This window comes from Parasphingomonas puruogangriensis, assembly GCF_036663635.1.
Taxonomy (GTDB): domain Bacteria; phylum Pseudomonadota; class Alphaproteobacteria; order Sphingomonadales; family Sphingomonadaceae; genus Sphingomonas.
On the sequence record NZ_JAXOJI010000008.1, the window covers coordinates 152,113 to 174,922 of the forward strand.

The window sequence follows — 22,810 nt, forward strand, 5'->3', positions numbered from 1 at the left end:
CCTCTCAAAACGCCCAAGCGGCGGTTGGTCTGGTCCGCGTGACATAAGTTTGCGGTATTTCCTTGTCATTAGCGGGTCATATCACGATGCGATCTAGCGCTCATGAGCAAGGCTTATGACTTCATTTCGTCTCGCGCGGCTGTGTTTTCCACCGCTATCATGGCGGCGATGCTACTGGGGGTGCCCGACGCGAGCGCGCAGCAGCATCAAGCGTCCACATCGATCGACTGGGTTGCATTGGCCATGGGCGCGATCGGTGGGCTCGCGCTGTTCATGTACGGTGTCGGCATCCTTGCTGAGAGCCTGAAGCAGGCCCAGGGCGGACGCTTTCAGGCCCTGCTGAAACGATGCTCCTCGAACCGCTTCGCGGCCTTGGCGAGCGGCACTGCCGCCACAGTGGTGCTCGATTCCTCATCGGTGGTGATTATCCTCCTCATCACGATCATCGATGCAGGCCTGATTCCATTCGGCAATGCGCTGCCAGCGATTCTCGGTGCCAATATAGGCACGACGTTCTCGAGCCAGGTCTTTGCCTGGAACATCGACACTTATGCGCCTGTCGCCATTGCGGCCGGTCTGCTGTGGAAGGTTCTGGGTAAGTCGGACAAGGCAAAGCAGCGGGCCGACATCCTGCTGGGGCTGGGGCTGGTGCTGTTCGGGCTCAACATCATTGGCGCCGCGGCCGAGCCTCTTCAGGAACATCCCGAGATCATCGCGCACCTGAAGCAGTTGGAGAATCCTCTGCTCGGTGTTGCTGCTGGTGCGCTTCTGACGATTGCCATCCAGTCGTCGTCCGCAATGATGGGCATCGTCATCACCTTGGCGGGGGGCGGATTGATCACGCTGCCCGCGGGCGTGGCGATCATGCTGGGCGCCGAGATTGGCACCTGCGCCGACACGCTGATTGCGACGGTCGGACGTTCTCGGTCTGCCGTCAAAGCAGGGATCTTTCATCTCGGCTTCAACGTGGTCTCTGTCGCGCTCGGCGTGCTGCTGATCGATCAGCTTGCCAAGTTCGGCGCGGCGACGGCCACCGACACCGGACAGCGCATTGCCAATGCGCATGTGCTCTTCAACGTCGCCGGTGCGTTAATCGCGTTGCCGTTTGTTGTCGGCTTGTCTCGGCTGCTTGATCGGATTGTGCCGGAGCGGGCCAGGGAAGATGCGCCAGGCGACGCCGAACAGGCGATAGTGCAGGGGGCTTGATCAGGCGATAGACGGATGTGCCTCGCTTGGTCAGCATCTATCGATTGCACAAGCTCGGCTGCTTTCCCAGCGAACCGATCAGGGCTGATCGAAGTGTGGCCCCGCAGTCCGCGCCCAGCGACCGGCACGGTGGTATCTAACGACGCTGGTTCATCGCACCACTCCTTCTCATTATGAGAATGATGCGTTGTGACCACCCGTTGAACCCACCGATCCTTTCAGACAAAGCGGTCTACGGAACGACGGTCTGCAACGTGGCTTTAATTGGGGGGAACTGGGGTTGCCTTACCCAAGCAGGAATCGTTATTCAACGCGCATTCCGAGTGCATCTCCACACCGACCGCGCGCGGCGATGGCGGCAAAATGCGGATGGTGAGTAAAGAAGAGCACCTGCGTCGATTCCGCTAGCTCCGCGAGGACCCTGAACCCCGCCTCTGCCCGCTCGTCATCGAAGTTGACGAAGAGGTCGTCGGCAAGAAACGGCAGTCGGACACCGGCAACGACGGACTGCTCCATCACCGCCAGCCTCAAAGCGAGGAACAGCTGGTCGGTCGTGCCTTCGCTCATCGATCCCACGTCGACGATCGTCCGTCCAGGGACGACCGGTGGCGCTCGCCTCAAGCCGGCGCCCCTGCTCATCGAGCCGCCGGATAGCGGCCAGCTGCTCCGTCTCGCCCAGCAGCGGAGGTGCTGATCACCGGTCGGACGAACGGCCGGTTGCCGGACATAGTGCGGAAGACAGTGAGTTCCGTCTGGCCTGTTTTGCTCCGCGTCTGAAAGGAGGGGCGTGAAGATGTGAGATGGAGTTCGGCCGGGCCAGCCGCGCGCTCGACCCGATTCGAACGAATTGCAGGACCGCTCTAACCACAGTCGCCTCAGCCAGTGACGTGCCAGGCACAGTGGACCGCATCAAGAATCCAGCGGCAGGCGTGCCCTGCAGCTTCCGCACCAGGCGGCTCTCTGTCACGCGCAGTACTTCAATAATCGTTTAGTGGGGCCAGAAGCGCTTGCTGTCCATCAACGTAGCATAGGCATTATTCGCCTGTTTCAGAAGTGGAACGCGCAGCGAGAGATCCGGCTGAAGGGCATCTGCAGTGGGTGTGCCGACGAGGTTCAGTTCAGACAGAACAATTGGCGCTGTTGCCAGGTCGTTCAGATCGCCAAGATGCGCCTGCAGCTTTTCCATTGCATCATAAAACCCTCGGTAACGCCGAGCTGCTTTCTTTCCCTGGAACAGGCTAGCGAAAAACTCGGTGGCGTAACGCAGCTTTTTCGCCTCGATCCGGGCCTCATGCCGTTCCTCATCCCCCACCTCGTCGAGCTTGCGGCCAAGCCGTTTCAGCCGGCGCCGGTGCTTTTCAAGAGCATCCGCGGCGAACTGCTTGATCGGTTGCGCCCGTGCCTCAGTACCAGCAGCGCTGGAGGACCACGGGCCAATCGCCGTCCATTCGGACAGATCCAGCATCAACGCGCGCAACCGATCTGATGCAAGGGCCGCCTGTACGGCAGCATAGGCCTTTTTGCGTGCGGCCCGAAGTGGCTTGGTCACTTCCTTGCCCGAAACCCGCTCCAGCAAGACATCAAGGTTGCGGGCGTGGCCAAGTTCCGCGGCGATCCAGCGCAGCTCTGCCCGAATATGATCGTACCGATCATCCTGCACGACGCCCTTGAACGTCGACAGGGCGGAGCGCAGCCGTCGCAGCGCCACGCGCGCCTGATGGAGCGCGCCAGCGTTCCCGGTACGAACCAGAATGGCCTCGTTCAGACGAAACTGGCGCAGGCATGCGCCAACAATCGCCTGGAAGGCCGTCGCGGCCGATATCGCCATCTGCAATTCAAGCGGACTGGTCTTGACCGGTTTGTCCGGAGCTGCAGATCCCAGCCTGTACCCACGCTCCGACTTGGTAAGCACGCCCAGACGCATGGGTGCGGACTGATCGAGTTCTCTCGCCAGCGCGAACAGTACCGCGGGAGCACCACGCTTCAGTTCCAGTTCGACCTCGTGGACCTGATCCGAGCGATCTCCGGCGAGGATCTCGCCGCGGTCAAGCACAGCCTCGACGATCGCATCTTCCCGCGTCACCAAAGCGACAGTCCGGACAACCTTGACGTGGAAGATCGGGTCTAGCCGATCAAGCTCTGAGTCCGGAATCAAGCCTCGAAACGGCGAGCCATCGCCGTCGAACATCGGTTCCGCGCTGTCGATCTCGCGCTCCCATTCGGGCCGGACAAACAGCCCGGCTGCGGCCGTGCTTTCCGCCTTTATGGTCTGGATCCGCTTATCGCCAATCGTGCGGACGCGCAGCGAGAACCCCGCCTTGTGAAGCGATTGCTCCGGCGTATCGAAGTAGACCGAGTCCTGCTGACGATCGACTGCCTCATCACTACCCAGCGGCCAGGCGGCAAGCAGGGCGGCAAAGTTCGTCGGATCGACCTCCAGCTTCAGTTCGAATTCCTCACCGGGGCGGATGTTCTCAGTCCTGATTGCGTTAGCGGCCTCGTCAAACGCCAACGCACCGCTGTCACGCTTTGCCTTCTTTCCCAACACGGTCTCCAGTCACAGACGAGCACTCGCTCGTACCTAGGCCAGATACAACCAACGGCACTCGACGGAGGTCCGTGCTGTGTGATCCAGTCGAGGCGAAGCAGGTAAATCTTCCACCACTCCGAAACTGCCGGAGGACATCGGGATACGGATTGTTATTGTCACCAATCCCGCATTAATCTGATCGGTAACGATTGTCCGTTGAAGGAGCAGGCCGTGCCGGGAGCTCAGACCCAACCGTCGCCACCGCAGAATGGAAGCATTCCCTATGCAATTGGACAGGCCAGCGTTGTCCGGATCCCGGTGCCAGGTCAGGGCTCGCTCGCGATCGAACTGCGGCCCAGGGGGCACGTCCCTAAGGGAGGCTCGACCTCAACTCTGTTTTTCCAGGACAAGACGGGCAAGCGCCACCTCCGACTTGATTATGGCTACAACGTCAAGACGAAGACCATCGACTATCACTGGAACCAGAAAGGCGTAGCAGCCAATTTCGGCATCACTGACCACACCCCGGTGGGACGCGCAGGTTCAATCGCATACAAGGCGGCCAAGTATTTCCGATATGGGGGGCGGGTACTGATCGTGGCCGGTGTGGCCGTGGACGCTATTTCAATCGTGCAGGCGAGCAAGCCGCTGAAGCGAGCGACCGAAGTCGTGGCGGGCTGGGCGGGTGCGTGGGCGGGATGCAAGGTCGTCGGCGCCGGTGGTGCTGCACTCGGTCTTGCCGCATCTCCATTGGGGAGTGCCGTTGGTGGAGTCGGTGGCTGCATTATCGGCGGTCTGGGCGGCTACGCCGTCGGCTCGGCAGCAGGCCGCGAGGTTTATGACTGGGCGGAGCAGACCATGTTCACGCCGCTTCCGGAGGTACGTCAGTGACCCACGGCATTCTTGCAACGTGTCGAGGACCTGCGGATAGTCGTTGGGGGCTCGGTGGTAGTCCAGTAAACGATGGCGTGCTCGACATGATCGGCTGGCGGATCGAGCCCGCACCGGAGGATGCCGGGGTGCCTCCGTGCGTCGCTGAACTGCTCGCTCGCACCTTTACCGACGCTGCGCAGGTGACATTCAGGACCTCACGTCGGGACCTTTCAGTTGCGCCGTCCCAGACAGGCGCGGACCTGATAACGGAATTGTCTGTCGGCCTGCTGGATACCTTGCGCGGACGGCGTCGAATCCAGGTGTCAACACGGTCTGCCGCGACTGCGGCTTCATTATTCGACGATCCGGAATACCCGTGGTGGCTCGGCGCGCAGGCGGCGTTGTTGTCTGCGCAGGACGTACTGCCGACAGCCATGCGATCTGAGGATTGGGACGCGCTGATGGGTGACAGCTGGACCACGGCGTCAGCCGGTTTGGCGTCGACCGGTATTACTGCTGTCTGCCGGGCGGGGGTGGACGGCGACGTCGTCGGCCTGTGGAGCCGGGACACCGCGATCGCAGACGCTTTACTTGGCTCGATCAGGACCAACGCCGAAGCCGTGGGATTAGGGTGGGCAGAAGTGAACGAAGCCGAATTCTAGATCCGGGAATGAGCTGCTGCCGGTTTCGTGGACACGAGGTTATCCACTTCCTCGCCGAAACTTAACGGTCGCGTAGGCTATCGGCCAGTCCGAGCCGAGTCCAATTATGAACGAATGGCGGGTTTAGGGGTGCGGGCAAGTGCACTGAGTGGCGACATTCGGGTCTTACCGTCGCAGAGACTTCCGTTGGTACACGTCAGTTCTGCGCATTGACGAGACCGCCGAACCGGTCGGCGTTAACGACATGCCGACGCTTCTGTCGGGTGGAAACGCCTGCCTCTGCAGTGCCATCCGTCTGCCAGGATATTAGCATCTGTAGCGCCCTCCCGTAGCCGCCGCTGCCGGTTAGCCAGCTTGAATTCGATATTCACGAGGTGACAAACTGGCGAGGAGCGGACGTACTGACAAGCGCGACCGGCCTTTTGCTATGCGCTCGGGCGATTAATGATAACCGGTAACTCGTCTTCCATAAGCCATGCCAGTGCTTCCGCCTCGTCCGCAAAGGTAGAATGACCCGTGTCGGAGGCAACTCTCGCGGCCTGTAGCTTTGATAACGCGCTCTGCATGACCAGAGCCACGCGGGCCTCGCCGCGGTCCCTTACGGTTCGAAGGAATGCGGCATGTCCCTCCGCAATCTTTTTCGACTGAATGGGAAAGTCGCTCATATTTATCAGGATGCGTTTGCATCCTTCTGCTCGACGAAGTTCCGACGATTTTTGAACAACGATTTCCGAATACCGGGCCATTGTGTCGTCGTTCCAGAAACCCTGCATCACAATGTGCAAAAGCTTGCGGCGGCCATCGATCGTCACTTCAAACATAACCTCTCCCATGGGCCGGAAAACGCGCCCTAATCGAAATATGTCCGCGTTTAAGAAGCTTACCCAAGCGTTCTCTGAAACCCGCGGGATTGGGTGCTCAACTATTGAGGGGTGAGTCCGCGAAATCTAAAGGCCGAATTCAAAGTGCCGCCGCTGCTCAGTCCAGCAGGCGGGCAAGCCAGCCGTCAACGATAGCCGCTTGGCATCAACCGTCGCGACCTGCCGCCCGGCCAGGACGTCATCGACGATCGAGGGTGCCAAAAAAGCCAGCCGCACCACGCGCGTGACGTAGGAGTCCACGACCCCCTCGGCTTCGGCCAGTTCTTTGATGGTGATCTCGCCACGCTGCAGCTGCCTCCACCAGCTATGTGCTTTGACCAGCAGCTTGATCATCGACGCATCCGGGGGAGTGGCGGCAAAGCTGCGCCCATCGTTCTGTACGAGCCGGAGCCGGTTGCCAGTGCGGGTCATCCTAACCGGGCAGGTGAGCGTAATCACGGCGTCAGCCTCGGCCGCCATCTCGACCGATAGGGTCTCAGCTACTGCTGCGGTGGCGAGGTCGATCTGCAGAGCAGCAGGGTGCACGATGATCTGCCTGACGTGCGCGCGCAGCATCTGCGTCTCCCTTCGCTGTATCGCCGACGCCGCGACGCTCGCAGTACTGAAGATGCTTCCGACGTCCGCCGTTGCGAATGGGATCCCTAAGCGCGCCATGAGCGACATCGGATCATGGAACATCAACGCCAGCGCTTCGACGGTGGCTGTTTCGATCTCACGCGCCGGGATGCGCATGGCCTTGCCGTCACCGGTACCATGGTGAGCGGATTGGCTGACGTAATAGCGATAGCGTCTTTTGCCTTCAGCCCCGCCTGAACCTGGCTTACAGGCATGCACGGCAATCAGCTTTTCGCCCGTCTCATCGACGATAAGGCCAGCGAGAAGACTGCCGCTGGCAGTGTTGGACTTGCGCCGCAGGCCCGGGACATGTCCGGCGAGCAGGGTCTGGGTCGCCTCCCAGACAGGGCCGTCCATGATGGGCGCGTGAAGTCCCTTGTGGCGCTTATCCCGGTGCGGGATCTCGCCGATATAGATCGGGTTCTTGAGAATGGCGTAGACCTGCCCCCGGCTGAACGTGGCGCCGCCAAAGGAGCGACCATTGGCCATCTGTCGTACCGGCGTGCGGATCCGCTCGGCATTTAGCTGGTTCACCAACAGGCGAACGTTGCCGATATCGAGGTAGCGCCGGTAGATATCGCGCACGATGTCAGCATGCGCCTCGACGATCGCCAGCGTGCGACCGTCTGGCCGATAGCCAAGCGGCGGGAGACCGCCCATCCACATGCCCTTGGCCTTGGAGGCCGCGATCTTGTCGCGGATGCGCTCGGCGGTCACCTCGCGCTCGAACTGCGCGAAGCTCAGCAGCATGTTGAGGGTCAGCCGTCCCATGCTGGTAGTGGTGTTGAACGACTGGGTGATCGAGACGAACGAGACCCCGGCCTTGTCGAACACCTCGACCAGCTTGGCAAAGTCGAGCAGCGAGCGGGTCAGCCGGTCCACCTTGTAGACGACGATAATATCCACCTTACCCGCCGCAATATCGCCGAGCAGGCGCTGCAGGGCAGGGCGCTCAAGCGATCCGCCGGACAGGCCGCCATCGTCGTAGAGATCGGGGAGCGCATTCCAGCCCTCGCTGGCTTGGGACAGCACATAGGCGGCACAGGCCTCACGCTGCGCGTCGAGCGAGTTGAACGCCTGCTCCAGACCCTCCTCGCTCGACTTGCGGGTATAGATCGCACAGCGCACCCGGTTCATGCCGCAACCTTGCGCTTCAGCCCGAAGAAGGCCGGGCCTGACCATCGCGTGCCCGTGATCGCGCGGGCGACCTCGGACAGCGAGTTCCAGTCACGATCATTCCAGCGAATCACATTGTCCTCGCCGATAGTGACGATGTGCGCTGTCCCCTGCCACTCGCGGATCAGCCGGGTGCCGGGGCGGGCCGCCTGGGTTACGGTCTTGGCCGCGCCAAGCTGGGCAAGCCGTTGCTGACTGGCACGCGACAGGCCACCCAAAGCCTGCGCCTGCAGCTCATACCCTAGCGCAAGCCGCAACATGCTCGGGCTGATCAACGGCGCAGGCGAAGCCTTCAGCGCGCGCCACTGATCGCGCAATTGCGCTGACGACATCGTCGTCAGCGCCAGCATCTTATCCTCTAAGCGCGCCATTATTCGGCCACCGCCGCGATGCGGTAGCAGGTCTGGTCGGCGCGCTTGTACTTCTCGATCTGGTGCCCCTTTTTGCGCAAGCCTGTCAGCGCAGCCCGCGTCGTGTGCGGCAGCCAGCCTGTCGCTGCGATCATGTCGCCAAGCGTTGCGCCCTCTTCGCGCCGGAGCAGCGCCATCACGGCGCTGGCCTTGGTTACCCGCGGCGTATCCGGCTGGGCGGGGGAGGGGGGCGCCACCCCCTCACTGTCATCATCGCCACCGGCGATGCCGATTGCGGCGTTGCCGGCGTCGGTGATGTACACGCCGTATGCCATGTCATCCTCGGTGCGATGTGTTGTGGCCTTGTCGTGGGTCTCACGTTCCTCGGCGAGACCGTGCTTCAGCAGCGCGCTGATCGACTTGGTCAGGCGTGCGCCGGCCCCGCTCACATTTTCAGGGACAGGCAGCAGGCTGCCCGTGTCGCGTTGGGCAGCCGCGGACAAGAGGATGGTATCGAGGTCGGTCAGTTTGGTCATGATGATGGTCCTTGTTCGAGGTGAGCAGCACCGTTGCTGCTCCCACCATCATCAGCCCCACGGACCTGCGTCGGCGGGGCGGGGCGACCTATCGGGGCCGCGATTCAGTGCGCCGACGATTGCTCTGCTGGCAGCACAAGTCGAATGGTTTGTGCGGGTACGGTCCCCGTCGTGAACCGTGATGCCTGCTGGCAGGTCGTCGTGCGTGTCGCAGTCGGTCTTCCAGTCCGGCTTGAGTTCTTCTCTGAAGACGGGTCAACGTTTGGGCTGCGCTCAGCTGAAAAGCCGAGCGTTTCTCTGCAGGAAGGCGATCACCAGGGCGATCCGCTGGGGAGTGTGTTCCTGTGCCCGTCGGAGGACGGTGATGTCCATCGTGTGAGCGGTCAGATCCGTAAGGATGGGCTGGAGGCGGCCAGCCTCAATGGCCTCGATGGCGTTCCATTTTGGCGTCCAGATAATGCCCATGCCCGCGACGCCGGCTGCACGGATCGCGTTGCCCTCGTTGACGATCAGCATCGGCGTCGGATCCCTTCGGATCGCCGTCTCGCCGGAGGCGGTCCGCATGCGGTAGCGCCACGCTTCGATCAGGCCGGTGCCCTGATTGCGGAAGGCGATGAGATCGTGATGGGTCAGATCGTCCAACGTCATCGGCATCCCCCGCGCCGCCAGATAGTCGGGCGATGCGCATGTCACCCAAGGGAACGTAAACCAGCTCTGGCGTAGATGACCGGGGATCCCGCTGATCGGCCCGGCACGCAGCGCGAGGTCGATCCCCTCGTCCGCCAAGTCATCCATCGCGTCGCTGGCGCGGAACTCGAGCACGATGTCGGGATGCTCGGCACGGAAGCGGAATGCGAGCGGGATGAGGCAGGCGCTCAGGAACGCGATCGGCGCGCTGATGCGAACCTTGCCGCCGGCCCCTCTTGTCGCGACATCCTGCATCGCCGCTTCGACGCTGTCGATCCGGTCAAGCGCTTCACGCACCGAAGGCAGCAGACGCTCGCCCTCCGGTGTCAGCGACAGCGCGTGCGTAGACCGGTTCAGCAGGCGGATCGATCCAACCTTCTCCAGCCGGGAGATCGTCTTGGACACCGCCGAGGTCGATATGCCGAGCTGACGACCGGCTGCCGCGAAGGACCCTCGATCAACGATCGCCGAGAAGCATCGAAGCTGGAGGAGCGTCAGATCCGCGATCATCGGTGTTGATGTCATGGCAACACTGAATAGCTAGGTAGACGGCTACAGGAAATACCCTGAGACCGTATTTGAATGTCGCTTTGGAGCGATATTCATGAGCCTAGCATATAGTGACACCGGCACACCGACAGCGACGCGCACCGCGATCGCCTGGCCTGCGATCATGTCGTTGTCGCTGGGCGTCTTTGGGTTCGTGACCTCCGAGTTCCTGCCGGCCAGTCTGCTCACGCCGATGGCGCGGGACCTGGGAACCAGCGTCGGCATGGCCGGGCAGTCGGTCACGGCGACTGCCTTCGTAGCGGCGATCGCAGGTCCGACCGTCGTCATCGGCACGAGCCGCTTCGACCGACGGACGACCCTCCTTGCGCTGACGCTGTGCCTGATCGTGTCGAGCGTGCTGGCCGGATTGGCTTCCGATCTTACCGCGCTCATCGTGTCGCGCGTTTTACTCGGCGTCGGGCTCGGCGGCTTCTGGGCGATGTCCGTGGCGCTCGTCATCCGACTGTCTCCTCCCGGATCGGAGGCGCGCGCCATGGCGGTCATCATGACTGGCGTGTCCGTGGCGACCGTCTGCGCGGCTCCGCTCGGAGCCTGGATCAGTTCGACGCTCGGGTGGCGCCTTGCCTTCCACCTGACTGCAATTGTGGGCGTAGTGGCGCTTGTCGTTCAGATGGCAACGGTGCCGTCGCTGCCCTCGATGGGCATGACAAGCCTGGCCACGCTCGGTGCTGCGCCACGGCGGCCCGCGATCAGGATCTCGCTCTTCGCGACCTTCTGTATCGCCAGCGGCCACTATGCAGCCTTCACCTACATTCGACCCTTCCTTGAGGACATTTCGGGGCTCGACGCGCCATCTCTATCCCTGCTCCTGTTGGGGTTCGGTATTGCCGGCTTCTTCGGCAACATCTTGGGCGGCGTCGTCTCACAGCGGACAGCTCGCGTCGCCATCGCCGCTGCGGCGATCGGCATTGCCGGCGCGATGGCGGCCGCGGTCGTTGCAGGCACGTCGCATCTCGTCGCCTCGGCAGCTGTCGTCCTCTGGGGGCTCTCATTCGGTGCCTATCCGGTCAGCATCCAGACGTACCTGACGCAGGCCGCGCCTGACGATGCGGAGAGCGCCGGAGCCGTCCACCTCAGCGTCTTCATGATTGCCGTCTCTCTGGGAGCGATCTTTGGCGGCATTCTAGTCGACCGCCTCGGCCCGGTCACCACTTTCGCCGTGGCAGGTGTTGCCGCGCTTCTCGGCGCGATCCTGATCTCGGCGGCAAAACCTCTCCGCAAGGTGGCCTAGGCCTGACCGCGGCCGGACAATTCTCATCTTAACGCAAGAAGGATAAGCATCATGACGACGCCAGAAGTTCAAGCCGGCCTGACGATGGAAATCTACGAGGGGTTCAAGCTCAACCAGACCGAGCGTTGGAACGCCATCGTTCATCCCGACGTCATGACCAACAGTCCGGCCGGCCGCGACATTGCCGGCCGCGAGGCACTCCAGAACTGGATCAAGGCCTTTCACGAAGCGTTCGATCTTCGTGTCGACCTGATCGATCACTATCTGGTAGGCGATCGGGGGCTGGTGACGATCAACCTGCATTGGAAGCATGACCGGGGTCCGTTCTTCGGCCTCGAGCCGACTGGTCAGAGCGGCACATCGATCGAGAGCTTCATTCTCCAGTTAAAGGACGGACTGGTGACGTATTTCACCGTCGCCGACCAGTCGCTCGACCTTGCCATCTATCTTCACGAGCAAGGCATGGAGATGCCGAGCCGAGCCACGCCGCCAGCGCTGATCGCGGGCTGATCACCGCCTGTCGTCCGATCGGCAGCGCAACCGCTGTCGATCGGATCAGAACCGAAGGGCGCTAAACAGGCCCTGATCGTCGTTCAGTGACCATCAGCGACCATCGCCCGCACGCGGCGAAAGCCTCGCGTTCGAATGGCCGTATTGAGACGGTCTGCGGCGCTGCTCAGAGCTTACCGAAAGGAGACGAGATTTTGCCCCGTCATATAGAATTTTCCGAGTTCGGTGATCCCGAGGTGCTGACGTTCGTAGAGGCGGAAGCAGGAAAGCCAGGCCCCGACGAAGTGCTGATCCGCATTCGCGCGATCGGCCTGAACCGGGCCGAAGCCATGTTTCGTCGCAACGAGTACATCTTCGCGCCGACCCTCCCTGCAGCGCTCGGAAGCGAGGCGGCGGGAACCGTCATTGCCGTTGGCCAGAACGTCACGCATGTCTCTGCGGGGGATAGCGTCAACATCGTGCCCGGCTTCCCACTCGGAGACTACGGAATCTACGGTGAAATTGCCATCGCGCCGGCGCGCGCGGTGATCGCCAAGCTGCCCACCTTGTCCTTCGAAGAGGCGGCATCCGTTTGGACCATGTTCCTCACCGCCTATGGTCCTCTGATTGAAGAGGCGAAGATCCAGGCCGGCGAGCACGTGCTGATCTCTGCCGCGTCCAGCAGCACCGGCCTCGCGGCCATCCAACTCGCCAATCTCGTCGGGGCGATCCCGATCGCGCTGACGCGCACCAACACCAAGCGGCAGAAGCTCCTTGAGGCGGGTGCAGTTCACGTCGTCGCCTACGACGAAGACGATATGGTGGCGGAGGTGATGCGGATCACCGACGGGCGTGGTGCGAGTGTTGCCTTTGATCCGGTCGGGGGTTCTCTCCTGCCCAGGCTTCTCAAGGTAATGCCGTGGAAGGGCACCATCTACCTGTATGGGGCGCTCGGCGGGGACACCATGACGATTCCCGTGCTGGAGCATCTCGGGCAGATGGCGACAATACGGGGATGGATTGTCGCCGACCTGCTGGCCGATCCCGACCGGATGAACGCCGCGACCACCTACATTGGACAAGCCTTTGAGGCGGGTAATTTACGGCCGGTCATCGACTCAGTCTTCGGCTTTGACCAAATGGTCGAGGCACACTGTTACCTTGAGTCTGCGCAGCAGTTCGGAAAGATCGTCGTGACGGTCACTGATTGACCCACATCGGCGGAGGCCTGGCCGCCTCGGCTACCGCTCGCCTCCCGTATGCAAGCGGCCGTCATGCCATCTTGGCCGCTTTGCATCGGAGACGCGCATCAATCAAAACCTCACCGGATCAGCTGTTGCGGGCAGTCAGGCTTACCGCTGCAACAGTCCTCTCGCGTCCTTGACATGCTTGTCGGCCGAAGCGAGAAAATCCGATGGTTCGGGCACGTCGACGCCGCGCATACACCCCGGACGAGCCGCCATACGCTCTTCCCAGGCCCGGAGTTTGTCGAGGCCGCTCACGTCGATGCCGCCCCACTCATGGATGCGGATCCAGCACCAGTGAGCAATATCCGCGATGCTAAATTCGTCGCAGAGGAAGTCCCGCCCCTGCAATTGCCGGTCGAGGACCTCGAAAAGACGGCGGCATTCGCTCTGGTAGCGTTGGATCGCCACGGGGATTTTCTAGGGCATGTACCGGTAGAACACATTGGCCTGTCCCATCATAGGCCCCACGCCCGACATCTGGAACATTAACCACTGGAGAACACGCGACTCCCCGTTCGGGTCCGACGGGAGAAACCTGCCGTACTTGCGCGCGAGATAGATCAGTATGGCGCCGCTTTCGAACACCGCGAAGTCCCCGTTCGACCGGTCCACGATCGCCGGGATGCGTCCGTTGGGGTTGATCGCGAGGTAGGCCTCTTGCTTCTGCTCCTTGCCGACAAGGTTCATCGGCGCCACCTCGTAGGAAACGCCGAGTTCCTCCAGCATCACGGATACCTTCCACCCGTTCGGCATGGGCGCCGTGTACAGCAGGATATCGGGCTTGCTCATTGCGCTGTTCCTTGGTTCGGAACCGTCGGGCCAGGAGCGCCGCGATCGACTTGCACTGTCGACAGGAGCAGGGTCACCCAGCCAAGTGCCAGGCAGACGGCTCCGACGGAACGGACGATGTCGAGGCTCTCGCCCGGTGGCCAGGAGAGATAGATCGGGACACTGTAGAAGACCGTGCCGAGCACAAACAACAGCGGCACCCGCGCTGCGGAAGAAGCGCCCATGTTCATGAAGGCCGCGCAGGCGATCGTGCCCATTGCATGCATCAAGGCGATCTAGGCAGCTTGACGCAGCAGCGCGCTGTCAGCGCCTTGCCCGAGTGTGGAATGGCTCATCATCACGATTCCGGCGAGGAAAGCGTTGATGACCGCCGTACGCAACCACATGCGCCGCGACCACCATCGATACGGCGTGAACCGGCGCAGGATGTTCGGACGACACCGACCTTTGACCTGCGCGCCATCCAGCTTCTCGCAGTGTCAACCGGCCCGACGAAGACACGCCGTTCCTAATCGGCAAGCTCGATCGACACCCGGTCTGGATAGAAAGCGAGGTGGTTCGCGATCTCGCCCACCGCTTCAAACGGCGCCTCATAGGTCCACACGCTGTTCATGCCTGCCTCGCCGAGCGCCGTAATGCTGTAATAGTTCGCGTCGCCCTTGTACGGGCAATAGGTCGTGTGTGTGGAGCGCTCCAGCTGCAACATATCGACGTCACCGCGCGGAATATACCGGACCGGTAGGTAGGCCGCTTCTGAAAGCGTCAGCGCGCTGCTCGTCCGGGCGATCTCAAGCTGGCCCTTGCTGACGATGACCGTCGACGAACAGTCCTCGATCTCGATCGGGTGACTTGCGTTCGGGATCAGTATCTTGCGGTCGGTCATCGAAAATCCTCTCGTCAGGGAAGTCGCGGCGTTCGGGGCATCAGGCACGGCGGTTCTGCAGCGGGCTCACGCTGCGGGCAGACCAAGCGCCTTGCGCACATCGGGCCCGGACATGCCGGTGTCGTAGACGGGCGCACCGAAATCGAACTCGCGCGAGCGATCGAGCGACCCGACGATCACCGGATCGAAGCCCGCGTCCGTCACGAGCGTGGCGGCAACGCCCAGCGCTTCGCCGTCATCCGACGCGAGCGGGATGCCGACGCGGGGCGGGCCCCGATGCGCCTCCGTCTCCAGCGTGCAATCCCACACGCTGTTGAAGGCGCGCACGATCCGCACGCCCGGAAACCACTCGCGCAGATAAGGCCCGGTTCCGCGGCCCGATTGCCGCACCTCCTCCGCCATCGCCCCGTCCCGATCCGGATAAGGGTTCGCAGTTTCAAGGACGACCTTGCGACCAAGCGCTTCGGTCATGCTGCGCCCGAAGTCCGGCAGCGCAACGAACGGGATCGACAGCAGGACGACGTCGCCGAAGGCGATCGCCTCTTCCGGCGTGCCCGCCCGGGCAGCGCCGCCCGCTTGCTCGACCAGCTCGGCCAAACTCTCCGGATGTCGCGACGAGAACAGCACCTCGTGGCCCGCCTGCGACCAGAGCTTCCCGATCTGACCACCGATCTGGCCACTTCCCACGATTCCGATCTTCATGGTTCGTCCTGTCCTGTTGCGTTTGGAGATTGGAGGCGCCTCAAAGGCTCCTGTCGAGGGTCGCCGCCGCCTAGAAACCGTTCACGGCACCAGCACCGAGATGCCCGATGCGGCGCGGCTCTCGACCTGGGCATGAAGCGTCACCGCCTCGCGCAGCGAGTATCGTGCGGGGGAGATCTCGCCGAAGGCGCCGCTAAGATAGAGGGCGAACACATCCGACATGCCGGCGCGAAGCTCTGTCGGCGTTTTGATGTAGTTCGGGACCTGCGGTACAACGACGGTGGCGCCGCGCCGCGCGATTGCGCCGGCGTCGGCCCTGGGCCAGCCCCCGGACGCTCCGGACGAGATGATCATCCCGCCGGAACGCACGGTCCCGGCGTCGAGGAGGCGGTTGGCGGTATCCGCGCCGATCCCGTCGAACACGACATCGACCCCGTTTCCGTCGGTGAGCCGCGCGACCAGTTCGATCGCCTCGTCCAGCCCGACGGCGACGTCGCCTGCGCCGCTCTCGTGCGCAAGACCGCGCTTCGCCTCGCTACCCACCGCGCCGATCACGCGCCCGCCGCGATAAGCAGCGAGCCGTGCCGTCAACGACCCGACCCCGCCGGCAGCGGTGGTGACAAGCACAGTCTGGCCGGGCTGAACCTCAAAGAGCCGCACCGCGCAGAGCCAAGCCGTGAAGCCCTTCACGGTCAGCGCGGCAGCGGTCTCGAAGCTGATACCTTCCGGCAACGGGAACAGCAGATCCGCTTCCATCAAGCGCTTGCCCGCATAGGCTCCCTGCGATCGGAGATATCCGACGCGATCGCCGACCGCAAAGTCGGTGACATCCGCGCCGATCGCCGTCACCACCCCGGCGCCTTCGATCCCCATCACGCGGCCCGGCTCGTCCTCGGAGATCAAGCCGCGGCGCTGCAGGACATCGAAATAGTTGAAGCCGATCGCCTTCTGCTCGATTTCGACCTGCGTGGCGGTTGGCGCTGCAACGTCGCGCTCCTCCGCACGCATCACTTCCGGGCCACCCTGTCCGTATTGAGCAATCACCAATGTCATTTCGACCACCTTCGAATCCTGGAGTTGCTACGCGAATGTCAGGCGCAGATCGTTCTCGATGCTGGAGTTCAGGCGACGAACCGCACCACTCCGCCATCGACGCGCAGGGCGGCGCCGCTGGTCGCGGAGGCCTGTTCGGAACAGGCGTAGACGATCATGTTGCCGACTTCCTCGACGGTGGCGAAACGCTGGATAAGGCTCGTCGGGCGGAACGCTTGCAGGAAGCCCTGCTCGGCCTGCTCGACTGTCATGCCGTTGTCCGCTGCCTGCTGGACCATATAGTTACCCATGATCTCGGATCGGGTCGGCCCCGGAAGCACCGCGTTGACCGTGACACCCGTGCCCGTGACCGCTTCGGCCAAGCCGCGCGAGATGGCGAGCTGCGCGGTCTTGGTCATGCCGTAATCCAGCATCTCCTTGGGAATGTTGACCCCGGACTCGCTGCTTACGAAGACGACGCGTCCCCAGCCTTTGCCGACCATGCGAGGCAGATAGTGGCGCGACAGGCGCACGCCGCTCATCACGTTGAGCTGGAACAGCCCAAGCCAGTCCTCGTCGGGGATGGCTGCGATGTCGTCGATACCATTATAGTCCCGCAGGAACGCGGTGCCGACGTTGTTCACGAGGATGTCGGAGTCCGGCGCTTGCGCGATGAAGGCGTTTGCGCCTTCCGCGGTCGCCAGATCGGCGGCGATGCCGGAAATTGTAGCTTGCGGAAACGCAGCGCGCATCTGTTGCAGCGCTTCATCAACCCGCGTCTGGGTGCGGCCATTGATGATCACCGAAGCGCCCGCCCGCGCCAGCCCTTCCGCAACTCCTCGGCCGATGCCGGCGGTGGAACCTGTTACGATGGCCGTGCGGCCGCTCAAGTCGATGTTCATGGAACTGCCTTTATGGTTTGGCGCCGGTCACCCCCAAGGGTGCCGGCGCCATAGCTTCAGAGCGTGATACCTGCGCCGGCCAGAGCGCTGTCGATGCGATCATCGACTTCGCACTTCGTTGCAGCCCATGCGGGCACCGTATCCAGCAGGCGCTGCTGCCAGGCGACGAGGTTGGGGAACTCGTTGAACGGCACCTTCGTGCGCTCGTTCTGCGAGAAGGGGGCCGCGATGTCGATGTCCGCCAGCGTCAGATGATCGCCCACGATGAAGTTCCGCTTCGCGAGGTGCGCATCGAGGACGGCGCCGGCGGCGCGGATCTTGGCGAACGTCAGGTCGGTGACGCTCTTGTCCTCGGGCTGGCCCATGAAGCGCTTGCCGATCCGCTCATCGAACGTGAGCACGGAGAAGATCCTCCACTGCTCACCCGACCAGAACATCCACTGCAGCACTTCGTACCGCTCCCGCGGCGTGGCGCCGAGCAGGTCGCTGCCGACCTTCTCCGCGAGGTAGATGTTGATCGCCGAGGATTCGTAGAGGACGACGTCGCCGTCGACCATCACCGGCGACAGGCCGTGCGGGTTCAGCTTCAGGAAATCGGGCGTGTGGCTCTCGCCCTTGAAGAGGTCGAGGCGCACGCGCTCGATGTCGATGCCCATGACGGCTGCTGCCGACGTCACGCGACGCAGGCTGCCCGAACCGGGATCGCCGTAGATCTTGATGGCCATTGGAAAATACTCCTTCTTGTTAGGTAACTTCGAAAATCAGGCCGGGATGCCGGCACGCAGCCGATCGAGCACCGGCAACAGCTCGGACGGATCGGGGCGCCGGGTGTAGTCGGGGTTGACCTCGGCATAGGCGATCACGCGGTCCGTCCCGATGACGTAGCGCGCCGGCATTGGCAGCACGCCTGACGGATCGTCGTTGACCGTCGCCAGGTCGGCGCCAAACTGTCGGTACACCTCGATAAGATCAGCGGGCAGCGCGAAGCGCAGGCCGAACTCGGCGGCGACGGCGGCACCCGGATCGCTCAGGATCGGAAAGTCGAGCTTGTTGTCGCGCTGCGACTTGCGGCTGTTCGCCTGTGTCTGGGGCGAAATCGCGACGAGGCTTGCGCCGCGTGCCTCGATCTCCGGCCGGACTTCTTCCAGCGCCTGAAGATCGTAGTTGCAATAGGGGCACCAGATGCCGCGATAGAAGGTGGCTACCAGCGGCCCGCGCGTGAGCAGCTCCCGCGAGCTCACGGTGATACCGTCCGCGTCCTGAAGCGTGAATTCGGGCGTCGTGTCGCCGGCCTTCAATGCGTGATCGGCCTGCCCGCTGTCTAGGAGCGCCTGCGTGGCCCGGTTCATTGTGTCTAGCTGTTCGCGGTTTGGTACGAGCGGAAAACGTCCGTTCTCGAAATCCTCGCGCATCGCGTCGAGCTTGTCCTGCAGCGTCATCGCCATTCTCCGTATTGCGGCAGAGCCGCCGCGGACGGAGATCTAGGTTATCCCAGAGCGACGGTGTATCTACTCGATGTGGACAACATATATCCGGATATTGAATGAGTGATCGTTGGCAGGAGATGACCGTGTTTGTCCGCGTTGCGGAGAGCGGTAGTCTTTCGCGCGCGGCGCGCGAACTGAAGCTGTCCCAACCCTCGGTCTCGCGTATCGTCGGCACGCTGGAGGCGCGGCTGGGCACGACGCTCCTGTTGCGCACCACCCGCAGCATCTCACTGACGGAAGCCGGCGCTTTGTACCTGGAGCGTGCGAGAAATCTGGTTGCGGAGATGGAGGAGGCGGAACAGGCGACCCGCGGCGTGGACTCGCTCCACGGAGTGATCCGCCTCGCGATGCCGGTACTCTACGGATCGCGTGCGGTGATCCCGGCGATGGCGCCCTTCCTGGCCCGGCATCCGGATCTTCGGGTCGAGATGATCATGAGCGACGCGCGCCAGAACCTCATCATGGACGGCATCGATGTTGCGATTCGCCTCGGCGTCGGGCCGCTGAATGACTCCACCTTCGGTGCCCGCAGGCTTGGTCTGGTCGAGCGACTAGTGGTCGCGGCCCCGGCCTACCTCTCGACGAACGGCGTCCCTGCCAATCCGGCGGAGCTCGCCCAGCACGACTGCATCATCCAGCATGGGCTGTTCGGTAGGGAGAGCTGGCGCTTCACCCACAATCAGACCGTTACCTCGGTCAATGTGCACGCGAAGCTCTGGATCAACTCGGCGTCGGGGGTGCTCGCGGCCACGGTCGCGGGACTGGGCGTCGCGCTGGCAACCCGGATTATGGCGGGGGAGGAACTGCGCACCGGTCAGCTCGCACAGATTCTGGACCGGCACCGGCTTGAACCCGCCGAGGTCTACGCCGTCTTTCCCGCAGGTCCAAAGCCATCCGCAAAGGTCCGGGCGATCGTGGATCATCTTGAGGCTTCGCTACGCGGCCCAGACTGATCGACCCTATGTTTTACAGCCGCGGATCACCATGCGGAACCAGGTCTGGTTCCTGTTCCGGGCGTCTCCCCCTCACGATGCGTTCGGGAGACGGGCGATGATTGTCTCGGCGTGCTGTTCGACCCAGTGATCAAGAGCCTTGACCAATGGGCTCAGTGACCAGCCGAGGTCGGTCAGCTCGTATTCCACCCGGGGCGGAACCTCGGCGTAGCTGGTCCGGGTGACGAGAGATGCCGATTCCAGGCGCTTGAGCGTCTGGATCAGCATCTTCTCAGAGATGCCCCCGATCCGTCGCCGCAGCGCGCCCGTCCTCTGTGTGCCCTCGCTCAGGGCGTGCAGGATCAGCATCGACCATTTCTCCGCCAGAAGCGTCAGCACGGACCGGGCCGGGCAGTCCGGCAGGAACACGTCGCATGGCAGATCGCGGAACGGCGGACGGGTTCCCTCCATGCTAACCTCCGGGTAGGTACTTGAGCCTCAGGATGTGCCGGTTATCTCCTCTGGATGCAATCAGACCATCACCCGCATGACGGGGAGCTACCCGCATGATTTACCATATCGGCAACGCGACCGTTCAGAGGATCTGGGAGACCGACCTGAACGGCATGACCTTCGCGCAATTGCTGCCGGGGTTGGATGCTGATGCTCGCCGCGCTCATCCCGACTGGTTTCTGGCCGGAACGTTCGACGGCGAAGGTCATGCCTTCATGAGCCTGCATGCCTGGCTAGTTCGCCACGAGGGCCGCGTGATCCTCATCGATGCCGGTGCAGGCAACGATAAGAAGCGTCCCCAGCAGAAGGTGCTGGACAGGCTCTCGACCGAGTTCCTCGCGCAGTTGCACAAGGCGGGTGTCGAACCGGAGGAGGTCGACTTCATCCTCCTTACGCACATCCATTCGGACCATGTCGGCTGGACCACAAGATTGGAGAAGGACGGTTGGGTGCCGACCTTTCCCAAAGCACAGGTCATCGTCTCGGACCTGGAATATGACTATGGCCTGGCCCTTACCAGTAAGGACGGAGCGGGGATCAGCGCCGCTCGGGCCCGGGCCGGAATGGGCGAGCCGGTCCGTTTGCCCGTGTCGGGCACCTTTGCCGACAGCATCATGCCGCTGGCCGGTCAGATCCCGGTGCGGCGCGTTCCGGTTGACGGCTCCGAAGTGCTGCCGGGCATCCGCTTCCTGCCTACGCCTGGGCACAGTATCGATCATGCGTCGATCGAGTTGGTCAGTGGCGATGAGACTGCTCTATTCAGCGGTGACGTGTTCCATCATCCGGTCGAGGTATACGACCCCGATCTCGTTTCGGTATTCTGCGAGTTCCCGGACGCCTCCCGTCGATCGCGCCGCCGGCTCCTCAACCATGCGGCTTCGACCGGCAGCATGGTGTTCTCCAGCCACTTCCCCAATTCGTCGGCAGGCCGGATTTCACGCTCGGACCGCGGTTTCCAATGGAGCTTCGGCTGAGGCAACGCGAGCCGCTGTCCTGCGCACAGCCTGCCAGCCCAAGGCATCAGACCCCTGGCATCACGCTTCGGGGAGGGACAGGGAGAACCCTCGTTCCTGACTTCGCGTGTTGGATGTGTGGCAGACGGACCCGGCTGCGGATCGAAGCAGCCGGGCACGACGCCCACGTAGGACTTACTTGGCCGATGAGCCTTGCGCTGCCTGTTCGATCAGTTTCGTCACCGCGTCCGGGTGCGACAAGTAGACGGCGTGACTGCCGGGCGATTCCACCACCGTGGCATGGGCGCGGCCGGCCATGCTGCGCTGCGCCGGCGGCGGGATCATCTTGTCCTCCGTAGCGACGAGATACCAGCTGGGCTTGGACTTCCAGGCCGGCACGCTGACTGTTCCCTGAAGCGCGGCGACTCCCCAGGGCACCTGCGAGTCCGCCATGAAGGCTGCGACGTCAGGCTGCACGTCAGCCGCGAAGGAACTGGCGAACTTCGCCCGATCGAGGAGAAGGTAGCCGTCCACCGGCGGCAGGATCGGAGGTACGGGCGCACCAGCGGGTGGGTTGGCGATCAGGCTGGCGACCGACTCGCCCACGTCGGGTGCGAAGGCCGTGATGTAGACCAGACCTTTTACCTTAGGATCGTTGCCTGCCTCGGACACGACGAAGCCGCCATAGGAGTGCCCGACGAGAATCACGTCGCCCTTGGCCGACGCGATGGCCCGCTTGGTAACGGCAACGTCGTCGTCCAGGGTGCTCGTGGGATTCTGAACCACGATGACGTTGTAGCCATCCTTCTTCAGCAGCTTGTAGACGCTGTCCCAGCCGGAGCCGTCGACAAAGCCGCCATGGACCAGAACCACCGACGTGTTGGCGGCGCTTCTGGGGGCCGCCAGAACAGGCGACGCGAGCAGCGTCAGGGATGCCGCCGAACCCAGCAGCTTCAACAATTTAATCATTTTCATCTCCTTGAAACGGTGAGCGTCTTCTTCTCGCTTACGATTGCCGATCCAGGCGGACGGCGGTGCCGTGGCGTGCCAGGTGGGAGTACGGGCAGACGATGTGGGCCTGGGCGATCAGCGCCTCGGCCACGTCAGGTTCAACGCCGGGCAGGGTGACCGAAAGCGCCACGTCTAGCGCGAAGCCCTCACCGTCATCGCGCGGTCCGATGCCGACCGTAGCGGTGACCGTCGTCTGGTCGGAGACCTTTACCTTTTTCTGGGCAGCGACGTGCTTGAGCGCACCGAGGAAGCAGGCGGCATAGCCCGCCGCAAAGAGCTGCTCGGGATTGGTGCCTTCGCCGCCGCTGCCGCCGAGTTCCTTCACGGTGTCGAGGACCACCGCGAGCCGTCCATCGCCTGTCTTGGCTGTCCCGGTGCGGCCGCCTGTGGCGGTGGCATTGGCGCTGTAAAGAATGTTCATGTCGTTCTCCATCGAGCTTAGAATCGTATGCCGCGATATTCGTTATCGTGATAACTGATAAATGGGAGAGGCAGACGGGCTTGTAAAGGCTTTTATTTATCGCGATATCTAGTTCGACGATATGGTTCCGCT

At 62.8% G+C, this 22,810-nt stretch carries 27 protein-coding genes; 8 read left to right on the top strand and 19 right to left on the bottom strand.

Annotation, left to right across the window (positions count from 1 at the left end):
• Positions 1-102: 102 nt before the first annotated feature.
• The gene (locus tag U1739_RS17770; protein WP_332709936.1) at positions 103-1,206 is read left to right on the top strand and encodes a Na/Pi cotransporter family protein; all 1,104 of its coding nucleotides are present in this window, start codon (positions 103-105) and stop codon (positions 1,204-1,206) included.
• A 303-nt stretch (positions 1,207-1,509) separates the two neighbouring features.
• Here the strand turns inward: U1739_RS17770 and U1739_RS17775 are convergent, their stop codons facing one another.
• On the bottom strand, positions 1,510-1,773 hold the full coding sequence (locus U1739_RS17775) for an ATP-binding protein (RefSeq protein WP_332709937.1): 264 nt from the start codon (positions 1,771-1,773) through the stop codon (positions 1,510-1,512).
• Between the two features lie 421 nt (positions 1,774-2,194).
• Positions 2,195-3,751: a CYTH and CHAD domain-containing protein gene (locus U1739_RS17780; RefSeq protein WP_332709938.1), complete on the bottom strand. Its 1,557-nt coding sequence runs from the start codon at positions 3,749-3,751 to the stop codon at positions 2,195-2,197.
• Between the two features lie 201 nt (positions 3,752-3,952).
• On the opposite strand from U1739_RS17780, the gene U1739_RS17785 reads away from it, so the two are divergent.
• Positions 3,953-4,627 carry a hypothetical protein gene (locus U1739_RS17785; protein ID WP_332709939.1) on the top strand — a complete coding sequence of 225 codons (675 nt, stop codon included), beginning with the start codon at positions 3,953-3,955 and terminating at the stop codon, positions 4,625-4,627.
• 77 nt (positions 4,628-4,704) lie between these two features.
• Entirely contained in the window at positions 4,705-5,271 is a 567-nt protein-coding gene (locus U1739_RS17790; RefSeq protein WP_332709940.1) for a hypothetical protein, read from the top strand.
• Positions 5,272-5,696: 425 nt separating this feature from the next.
• Here the strand turns inward: U1739_RS17790 and U1739_RS17795 are convergent, their stop codons facing one another.
• The 5 genes from U1739_RS17795 to U1739_RS17815 form a co-directional block, all read right to left on the bottom strand.
• A complete protein-coding gene (locus U1739_RS17795; RefSeq protein WP_332709941.1) occupies positions 5,697-6,092 on the bottom strand; it encodes a hypothetical protein in 396 nt (131 codons plus the stop codon).
• A gap of 126 nt (positions 6,093-6,218) precedes the next feature.
• Entirely contained in the window at positions 6,219-7,904 is a 1,686-nt protein-coding gene (locus U1739_RS17800) for a recombinase family protein (RefSeq protein WP_332709942.1), read from the bottom strand.
• Complete coding sequence (locus U1739_RS17805) at positions 7,901-8,293, bottom strand: DUF2924 domain-containing protein (RefSeq protein WP_332709943.1); 393 nt, start codon at positions 8,291-8,293, stop codon at positions 7,901-7,903. The genes U1739_RS17800 and U1739_RS17805 overlap by 4 nt, the downstream gene beginning before the upstream one ends.
• Positions 8,294-8,313: 20 nt before the next feature.
• Positions 8,314-8,829, bottom strand: a complete 516-nt coding sequence (locus U1739_RS17810; RefSeq protein ID WP_332709944.1) for a DUF3489 domain-containing protein — start codon at positions 8,827-8,829, stop codon at positions 8,314-8,316.
• A gap of 273 nt (positions 8,830-9,102) precedes the next feature.
• Positions 9,103-10,026, bottom strand: a complete 924-nt coding sequence (locus tag U1739_RS17815; protein ID WP_332709945.1) for a LysR family transcriptional regulator — start codon at positions 10,024-10,026, stop codon at positions 9,103-9,105.
• Between the two features lie 94 nt (positions 10,027-10,120).
• Here U1739_RS17815 and U1739_RS17820 point away from each other — a divergent pair, with 94 nt between their 5' ends.
• The 3 genes from U1739_RS17820 (at position 10,121) to U1739_RS17830 (ending at position 13,017) form a co-directional block, all read left to right on the top strand.
• Positions 10,121-11,317: an MFS transporter gene (locus U1739_RS17820; protein ID WP_332709946.1), complete on the top strand. Its 1,197-nt coding sequence runs from the start codon at positions 10,121-10,123 to the stop codon at positions 11,315-11,317.
• Between the two features lie 51 nt (positions 11,318-11,368).
• Complete coding sequence (locus U1739_RS17825; RefSeq protein ID WP_332709947.1) at positions 11,369-11,827, top strand: ester cyclase; 459 nt, start codon at positions 11,369-11,371, stop codon at positions 11,825-11,827.
• An 86-nt stretch (positions 11,828-11,913) separates the two neighbouring features.
• Positions 11,914-13,017, top strand: coding sequence for a zinc-dependent alcohol dehydrogenase family protein (locus U1739_RS17830; RefSeq protein WP_332709948.1), 1,104 nt, complete (start codon positions 11,914-11,916; stop codon positions 13,015-13,017).
• Positions 13,018-13,158: 141 nt separating this feature from the next.
• On the opposite strand, the gene U1739_RS17835 is transcribed toward U1739_RS17830, so the two are convergent.
• The 9 genes from U1739_RS17835 to U1739_RS17875 all read right to left on the bottom strand — a co-directional run bounded on the left by U1739_RS17835 (position 13,159) and on the right by U1739_RS17875 (position 18,800).
• Positions 13,159-13,461 carry a glutathione binding-like protein gene (locus U1739_RS17835; protein ID WP_332709949.1) on the bottom strand — a complete coding sequence of 101 codons (303 nt, stop codon included), beginning with the start codon at positions 13,459-13,461 and terminating at the stop codon, positions 13,159-13,161.
• Between the two features lie 9 nt (positions 13,462-13,470).
• Entirely contained in the window at positions 13,471-13,842 is a 372-nt protein-coding gene (locus U1739_RS17840; protein WP_332709950.1) for a glutathione S-transferase family protein, read from the bottom strand.
• Positions 13,839-14,099 carry a hypothetical protein gene (locus U1739_RS17845; RefSeq protein ID WP_332709951.1) on the bottom strand — a complete coding sequence of 87 codons (261 nt, stop codon included), beginning with the start codon at positions 14,097-14,099 and terminating at the stop codon, positions 13,839-13,841. The genes U1739_RS17840 and U1739_RS17845 overlap by 4 nt, the downstream gene beginning before the upstream one ends.
• Positions 14,100-14,350: 251 nt before the next feature.
• The gene (locus U1739_RS17850; protein WP_332709952.1) at positions 14,351-14,725 is read right to left on the bottom strand and encodes a DUF427 domain-containing protein; all 375 of its coding nucleotides are present in this window, start codon (positions 14,723-14,725) and stop codon (positions 14,351-14,353) included.
• 66 nt (positions 14,726-14,791) lie between these two features.
• Positions 14,792-15,427: an NADPH-dependent F420 reductase gene (locus U1739_RS17855; RefSeq protein WP_332709953.1), complete on the bottom strand. Its 636-nt coding sequence runs from the start codon at positions 15,425-15,427 to the stop codon at positions 14,792-14,794.
• An 81-nt stretch (positions 15,428-15,508) separates the two neighbouring features.
• The gene (locus U1739_RS17860; protein WP_332710024.1) at positions 15,509-16,480 is read right to left on the bottom strand and encodes a zinc-binding dehydrogenase; all 972 of its coding nucleotides are present in this window, start codon (positions 16,478-16,480) and stop codon (positions 15,509-15,511) included.
• A 68-nt stretch (positions 16,481-16,548) separates the two neighbouring features.
• The gene (locus U1739_RS17865; protein WP_332709954.1) at positions 16,549-17,361 is read right to left on the bottom strand and encodes an SDR family NAD(P)-dependent oxidoreductase; all 813 of its coding nucleotides are present in this window, start codon (positions 17,359-17,361) and stop codon (positions 16,549-16,551) included.
• A 56-nt stretch (positions 17,362-17,417) separates the two neighbouring features.
• Positions 17,418-18,086 carry a glutathione S-transferase family protein gene (locus U1739_RS17870; RefSeq protein WP_332709955.1) on the bottom strand — a complete coding sequence of 223 codons (669 nt, stop codon included), beginning with the start codon at positions 18,084-18,086 and terminating at the stop codon, positions 17,418-17,420.
• A 36-nt stretch (positions 18,087-18,122) separates the two neighbouring features.
• The gene (locus U1739_RS17875; protein WP_332709956.1) at positions 18,123-18,800 is read right to left on the bottom strand and encodes a peroxiredoxin-like family protein; all 678 of its coding nucleotides are present in this window, start codon (positions 18,798-18,800) and stop codon (positions 18,123-18,125) included.
• A 104-nt stretch (positions 18,801-18,904) separates the two neighbouring features.
• On the opposite strand from U1739_RS17875, the gene U1739_RS17880 reads away from it, so the two are divergent.
• A complete protein-coding gene (locus U1739_RS17880) occupies positions 18,905-19,801 on the top strand; it encodes a LysR family transcriptional regulator (protein ID WP_332709957.1) in 897 nt (298 codons plus the stop codon).
• A gap of 72 nt (positions 19,802-19,873) precedes the next feature.
• On the opposite strand, the gene U1739_RS17885 is transcribed toward U1739_RS17880, so the two are convergent.
• A complete protein-coding gene (locus U1739_RS17885; protein ID WP_332709958.1) occupies positions 19,874-20,251 on the bottom strand; it encodes a winged helix-turn-helix transcriptional regulator in 378 nt (125 codons plus the stop codon).
• Between the two features lie 95 nt (positions 20,252-20,346).
• Between U1739_RS17885 and U1739_RS17890 the strand changes: the two genes are divergently transcribed.
• Positions 20,347-21,267 carry an MBL fold metallo-hydrolase gene (locus U1739_RS17890; protein ID WP_332709959.1) on the top strand — a complete coding sequence of 307 codons (921 nt, stop codon included), beginning with the start codon at positions 20,347-20,349 and terminating at the stop codon, positions 21,265-21,267.
• A gap of 174 nt (positions 21,268-21,441) precedes the next feature.
• Here U1739_RS17890 and U1739_RS17895 read toward each other — a convergent pair whose 3' ends face one another.
• On the bottom strand, positions 21,442-22,215 hold the full coding sequence (locus U1739_RS17895; RefSeq protein WP_332709960.1) for an alpha/beta fold hydrolase: 774 nt from the start codon (positions 22,213-22,215) through the stop codon (positions 21,442-21,444).
• Positions 22,216-22,252: 37 nt separating this feature from the next.
• The gene (locus U1739_RS17900) at positions 22,253-22,678 is read right to left on the bottom strand and encodes an organic hydroperoxide resistance protein (RefSeq protein WP_332709961.1); all 426 of its coding nucleotides are present in this window, start codon (positions 22,676-22,678) and stop codon (positions 22,253-22,255) included.
• Positions 22,679-22,810: the final 132 nt, after the last annotated feature.

What these genes read in the sequence shown, in the direction of transcription:
- U1739_RS17770 (WP_332709936.1), top strand. Translation starts at nt 103, where the DNA reads ATGAGCAAGGCTTATGACTTCATTTCGTCTCGCGCGGCTGTGTTTTCC.
- U1739_RS17775 (WP_332709937.1), bottom strand. Translation starts at nt 1,773, where the DNA reads ATGAGCGAAGGCACGACCGACCAGCTGTTCCTCGCTTTGAGGCTGGCG.
- U1739_RS17795 (WP_332709941.1), bottom strand. Translation starts at nt 6,092, where the DNA reads ATGTTTGAAGTGACGATCGATGGCCGCCGCAAGCTTTTGCACATTGTG.
- U1739_RS17800 (WP_332709942.1), bottom strand. Translation starts at nt 7,904, where the DNA reads ATGAACCGGGTGCGCTGTGCGATCTATACCCGCAAGTCGAGCGAGGAG.
- U1739_RS17805 (WP_332709943.1), bottom strand. Translation starts at nt 8,293, where the DNA reads ATGCTGGCGCTGACGACGATGTCGTCAGCGCAATTGCGCGATCAGTGG.
- U1739_RS17810 (WP_332709944.1), bottom strand. Translation starts at nt 8,829, where the DNA reads ATGACCAAACTGACCGACCTCGATACCATCCTCTTGTCCGCGGCTGCC.
- U1739_RS17815 (WP_332709945.1), bottom strand. Translation starts at nt 10,026, where the DNA reads ATGATCGCGGATCTGACGCTCCTCCAGCTTCGATGCTTCTCGGCGATC.
- U1739_RS17820 (WP_332709946.1), top strand. Translation starts at nt 10,121, where the DNA reads ATGAGCCTAGCATATAGTGACACCGGCACACCGACAGCGACGCGCACC.
- U1739_RS17825 (WP_332709947.1), top strand. Translation starts at nt 11,369, where the DNA reads ATGACGACGCCAGAAGTTCAAGCCGGCCTGACGATGGAAATCTACGAG.
- U1739_RS17840 (WP_332709950.1), bottom strand. Translation starts at nt 13,842, where the DNA reads ATGAGCAAGCCCGATATCCTGCTGTACACGGCGCCCATGCCGAACGGG.
- U1739_RS17845 (WP_332709951.1), bottom strand. Translation starts at nt 14,099, where the DNA reads ATGGGCACGATCGCCTGCGCGGCCTTCATGAACATGGGCGCTTCTTCC.
- U1739_RS17850 (WP_332709952.1), bottom strand. Translation starts at nt 14,725, where the DNA reads ATGACCGACCGCAAGATACTGATCCCGAACGCAAGTCACCCGATCGAG.
- U1739_RS17855 (WP_332709953.1), bottom strand. Translation starts at nt 15,427, where the DNA reads ATGAAGATCGGAATCGTGGGAAGTGGCCAGATCGGTGGTCAGATCGGG.
- U1739_RS17860 (WP_332710024.1), bottom strand. Translation starts at nt 16,480, where the DNA reads ATGACATTGGTGATTGCTCAATACGGACAGGGTGGCCCGGAAGTGATG.
- U1739_RS17865 (WP_332709954.1), bottom strand. Translation starts at nt 17,361, where the DNA reads ATGAACATCGACTTGAGCGGCCGCACGGCCATCGTAACAGGTTCCACC.
- U1739_RS17870 (WP_332709955.1), bottom strand. Translation starts at nt 18,086, where the DNA reads ATGGCCATCAAGATCTACGGCGATCCCGGTTCGGGCAGCCTGCGTCGC.
- U1739_RS17875 (WP_332709956.1), bottom strand. Translation starts at nt 18,800, where the DNA reads ATGACGCTGCAGGACAAGCTCGACGCGATGCGCGAGGATTTCGAGAAC.
- U1739_RS17880 (WP_332709957.1), top strand. Translation starts at nt 18,905, where the DNA reads ATGAGTGATCGTTGGCAGGAGATGACCGTGTTTGTCCGCGTTGCGGAG.
- U1739_RS17885 (WP_332709958.1), bottom strand. Translation starts at nt 20,251, where the DNA reads ATGGAGGGAACCCGTCCGCCGTTCCGCGATCTGCCATGCGACGTGTTC.
- U1739_RS17890 (WP_332709959.1), top strand. Translation starts at nt 20,347, where the DNA reads ATGATTTACCATATCGGCAACGCGACCGTTCAGAGGATCTGGGAGACC.
- U1739_RS17895 (WP_332709960.1), bottom strand. Translation starts at nt 22,215, where the DNA reads ATGATTAAATTGTTGAAGCTGCTGGGTTCGGCGGCATCCCTGACGCTG.
- U1739_RS17900 (WP_332709961.1), bottom strand. Translation starts at nt 22,678, where the DNA reads ATGAACATTCTTTACAGCGCCAATGCCACCGCCACAGGCGGCCGCACC.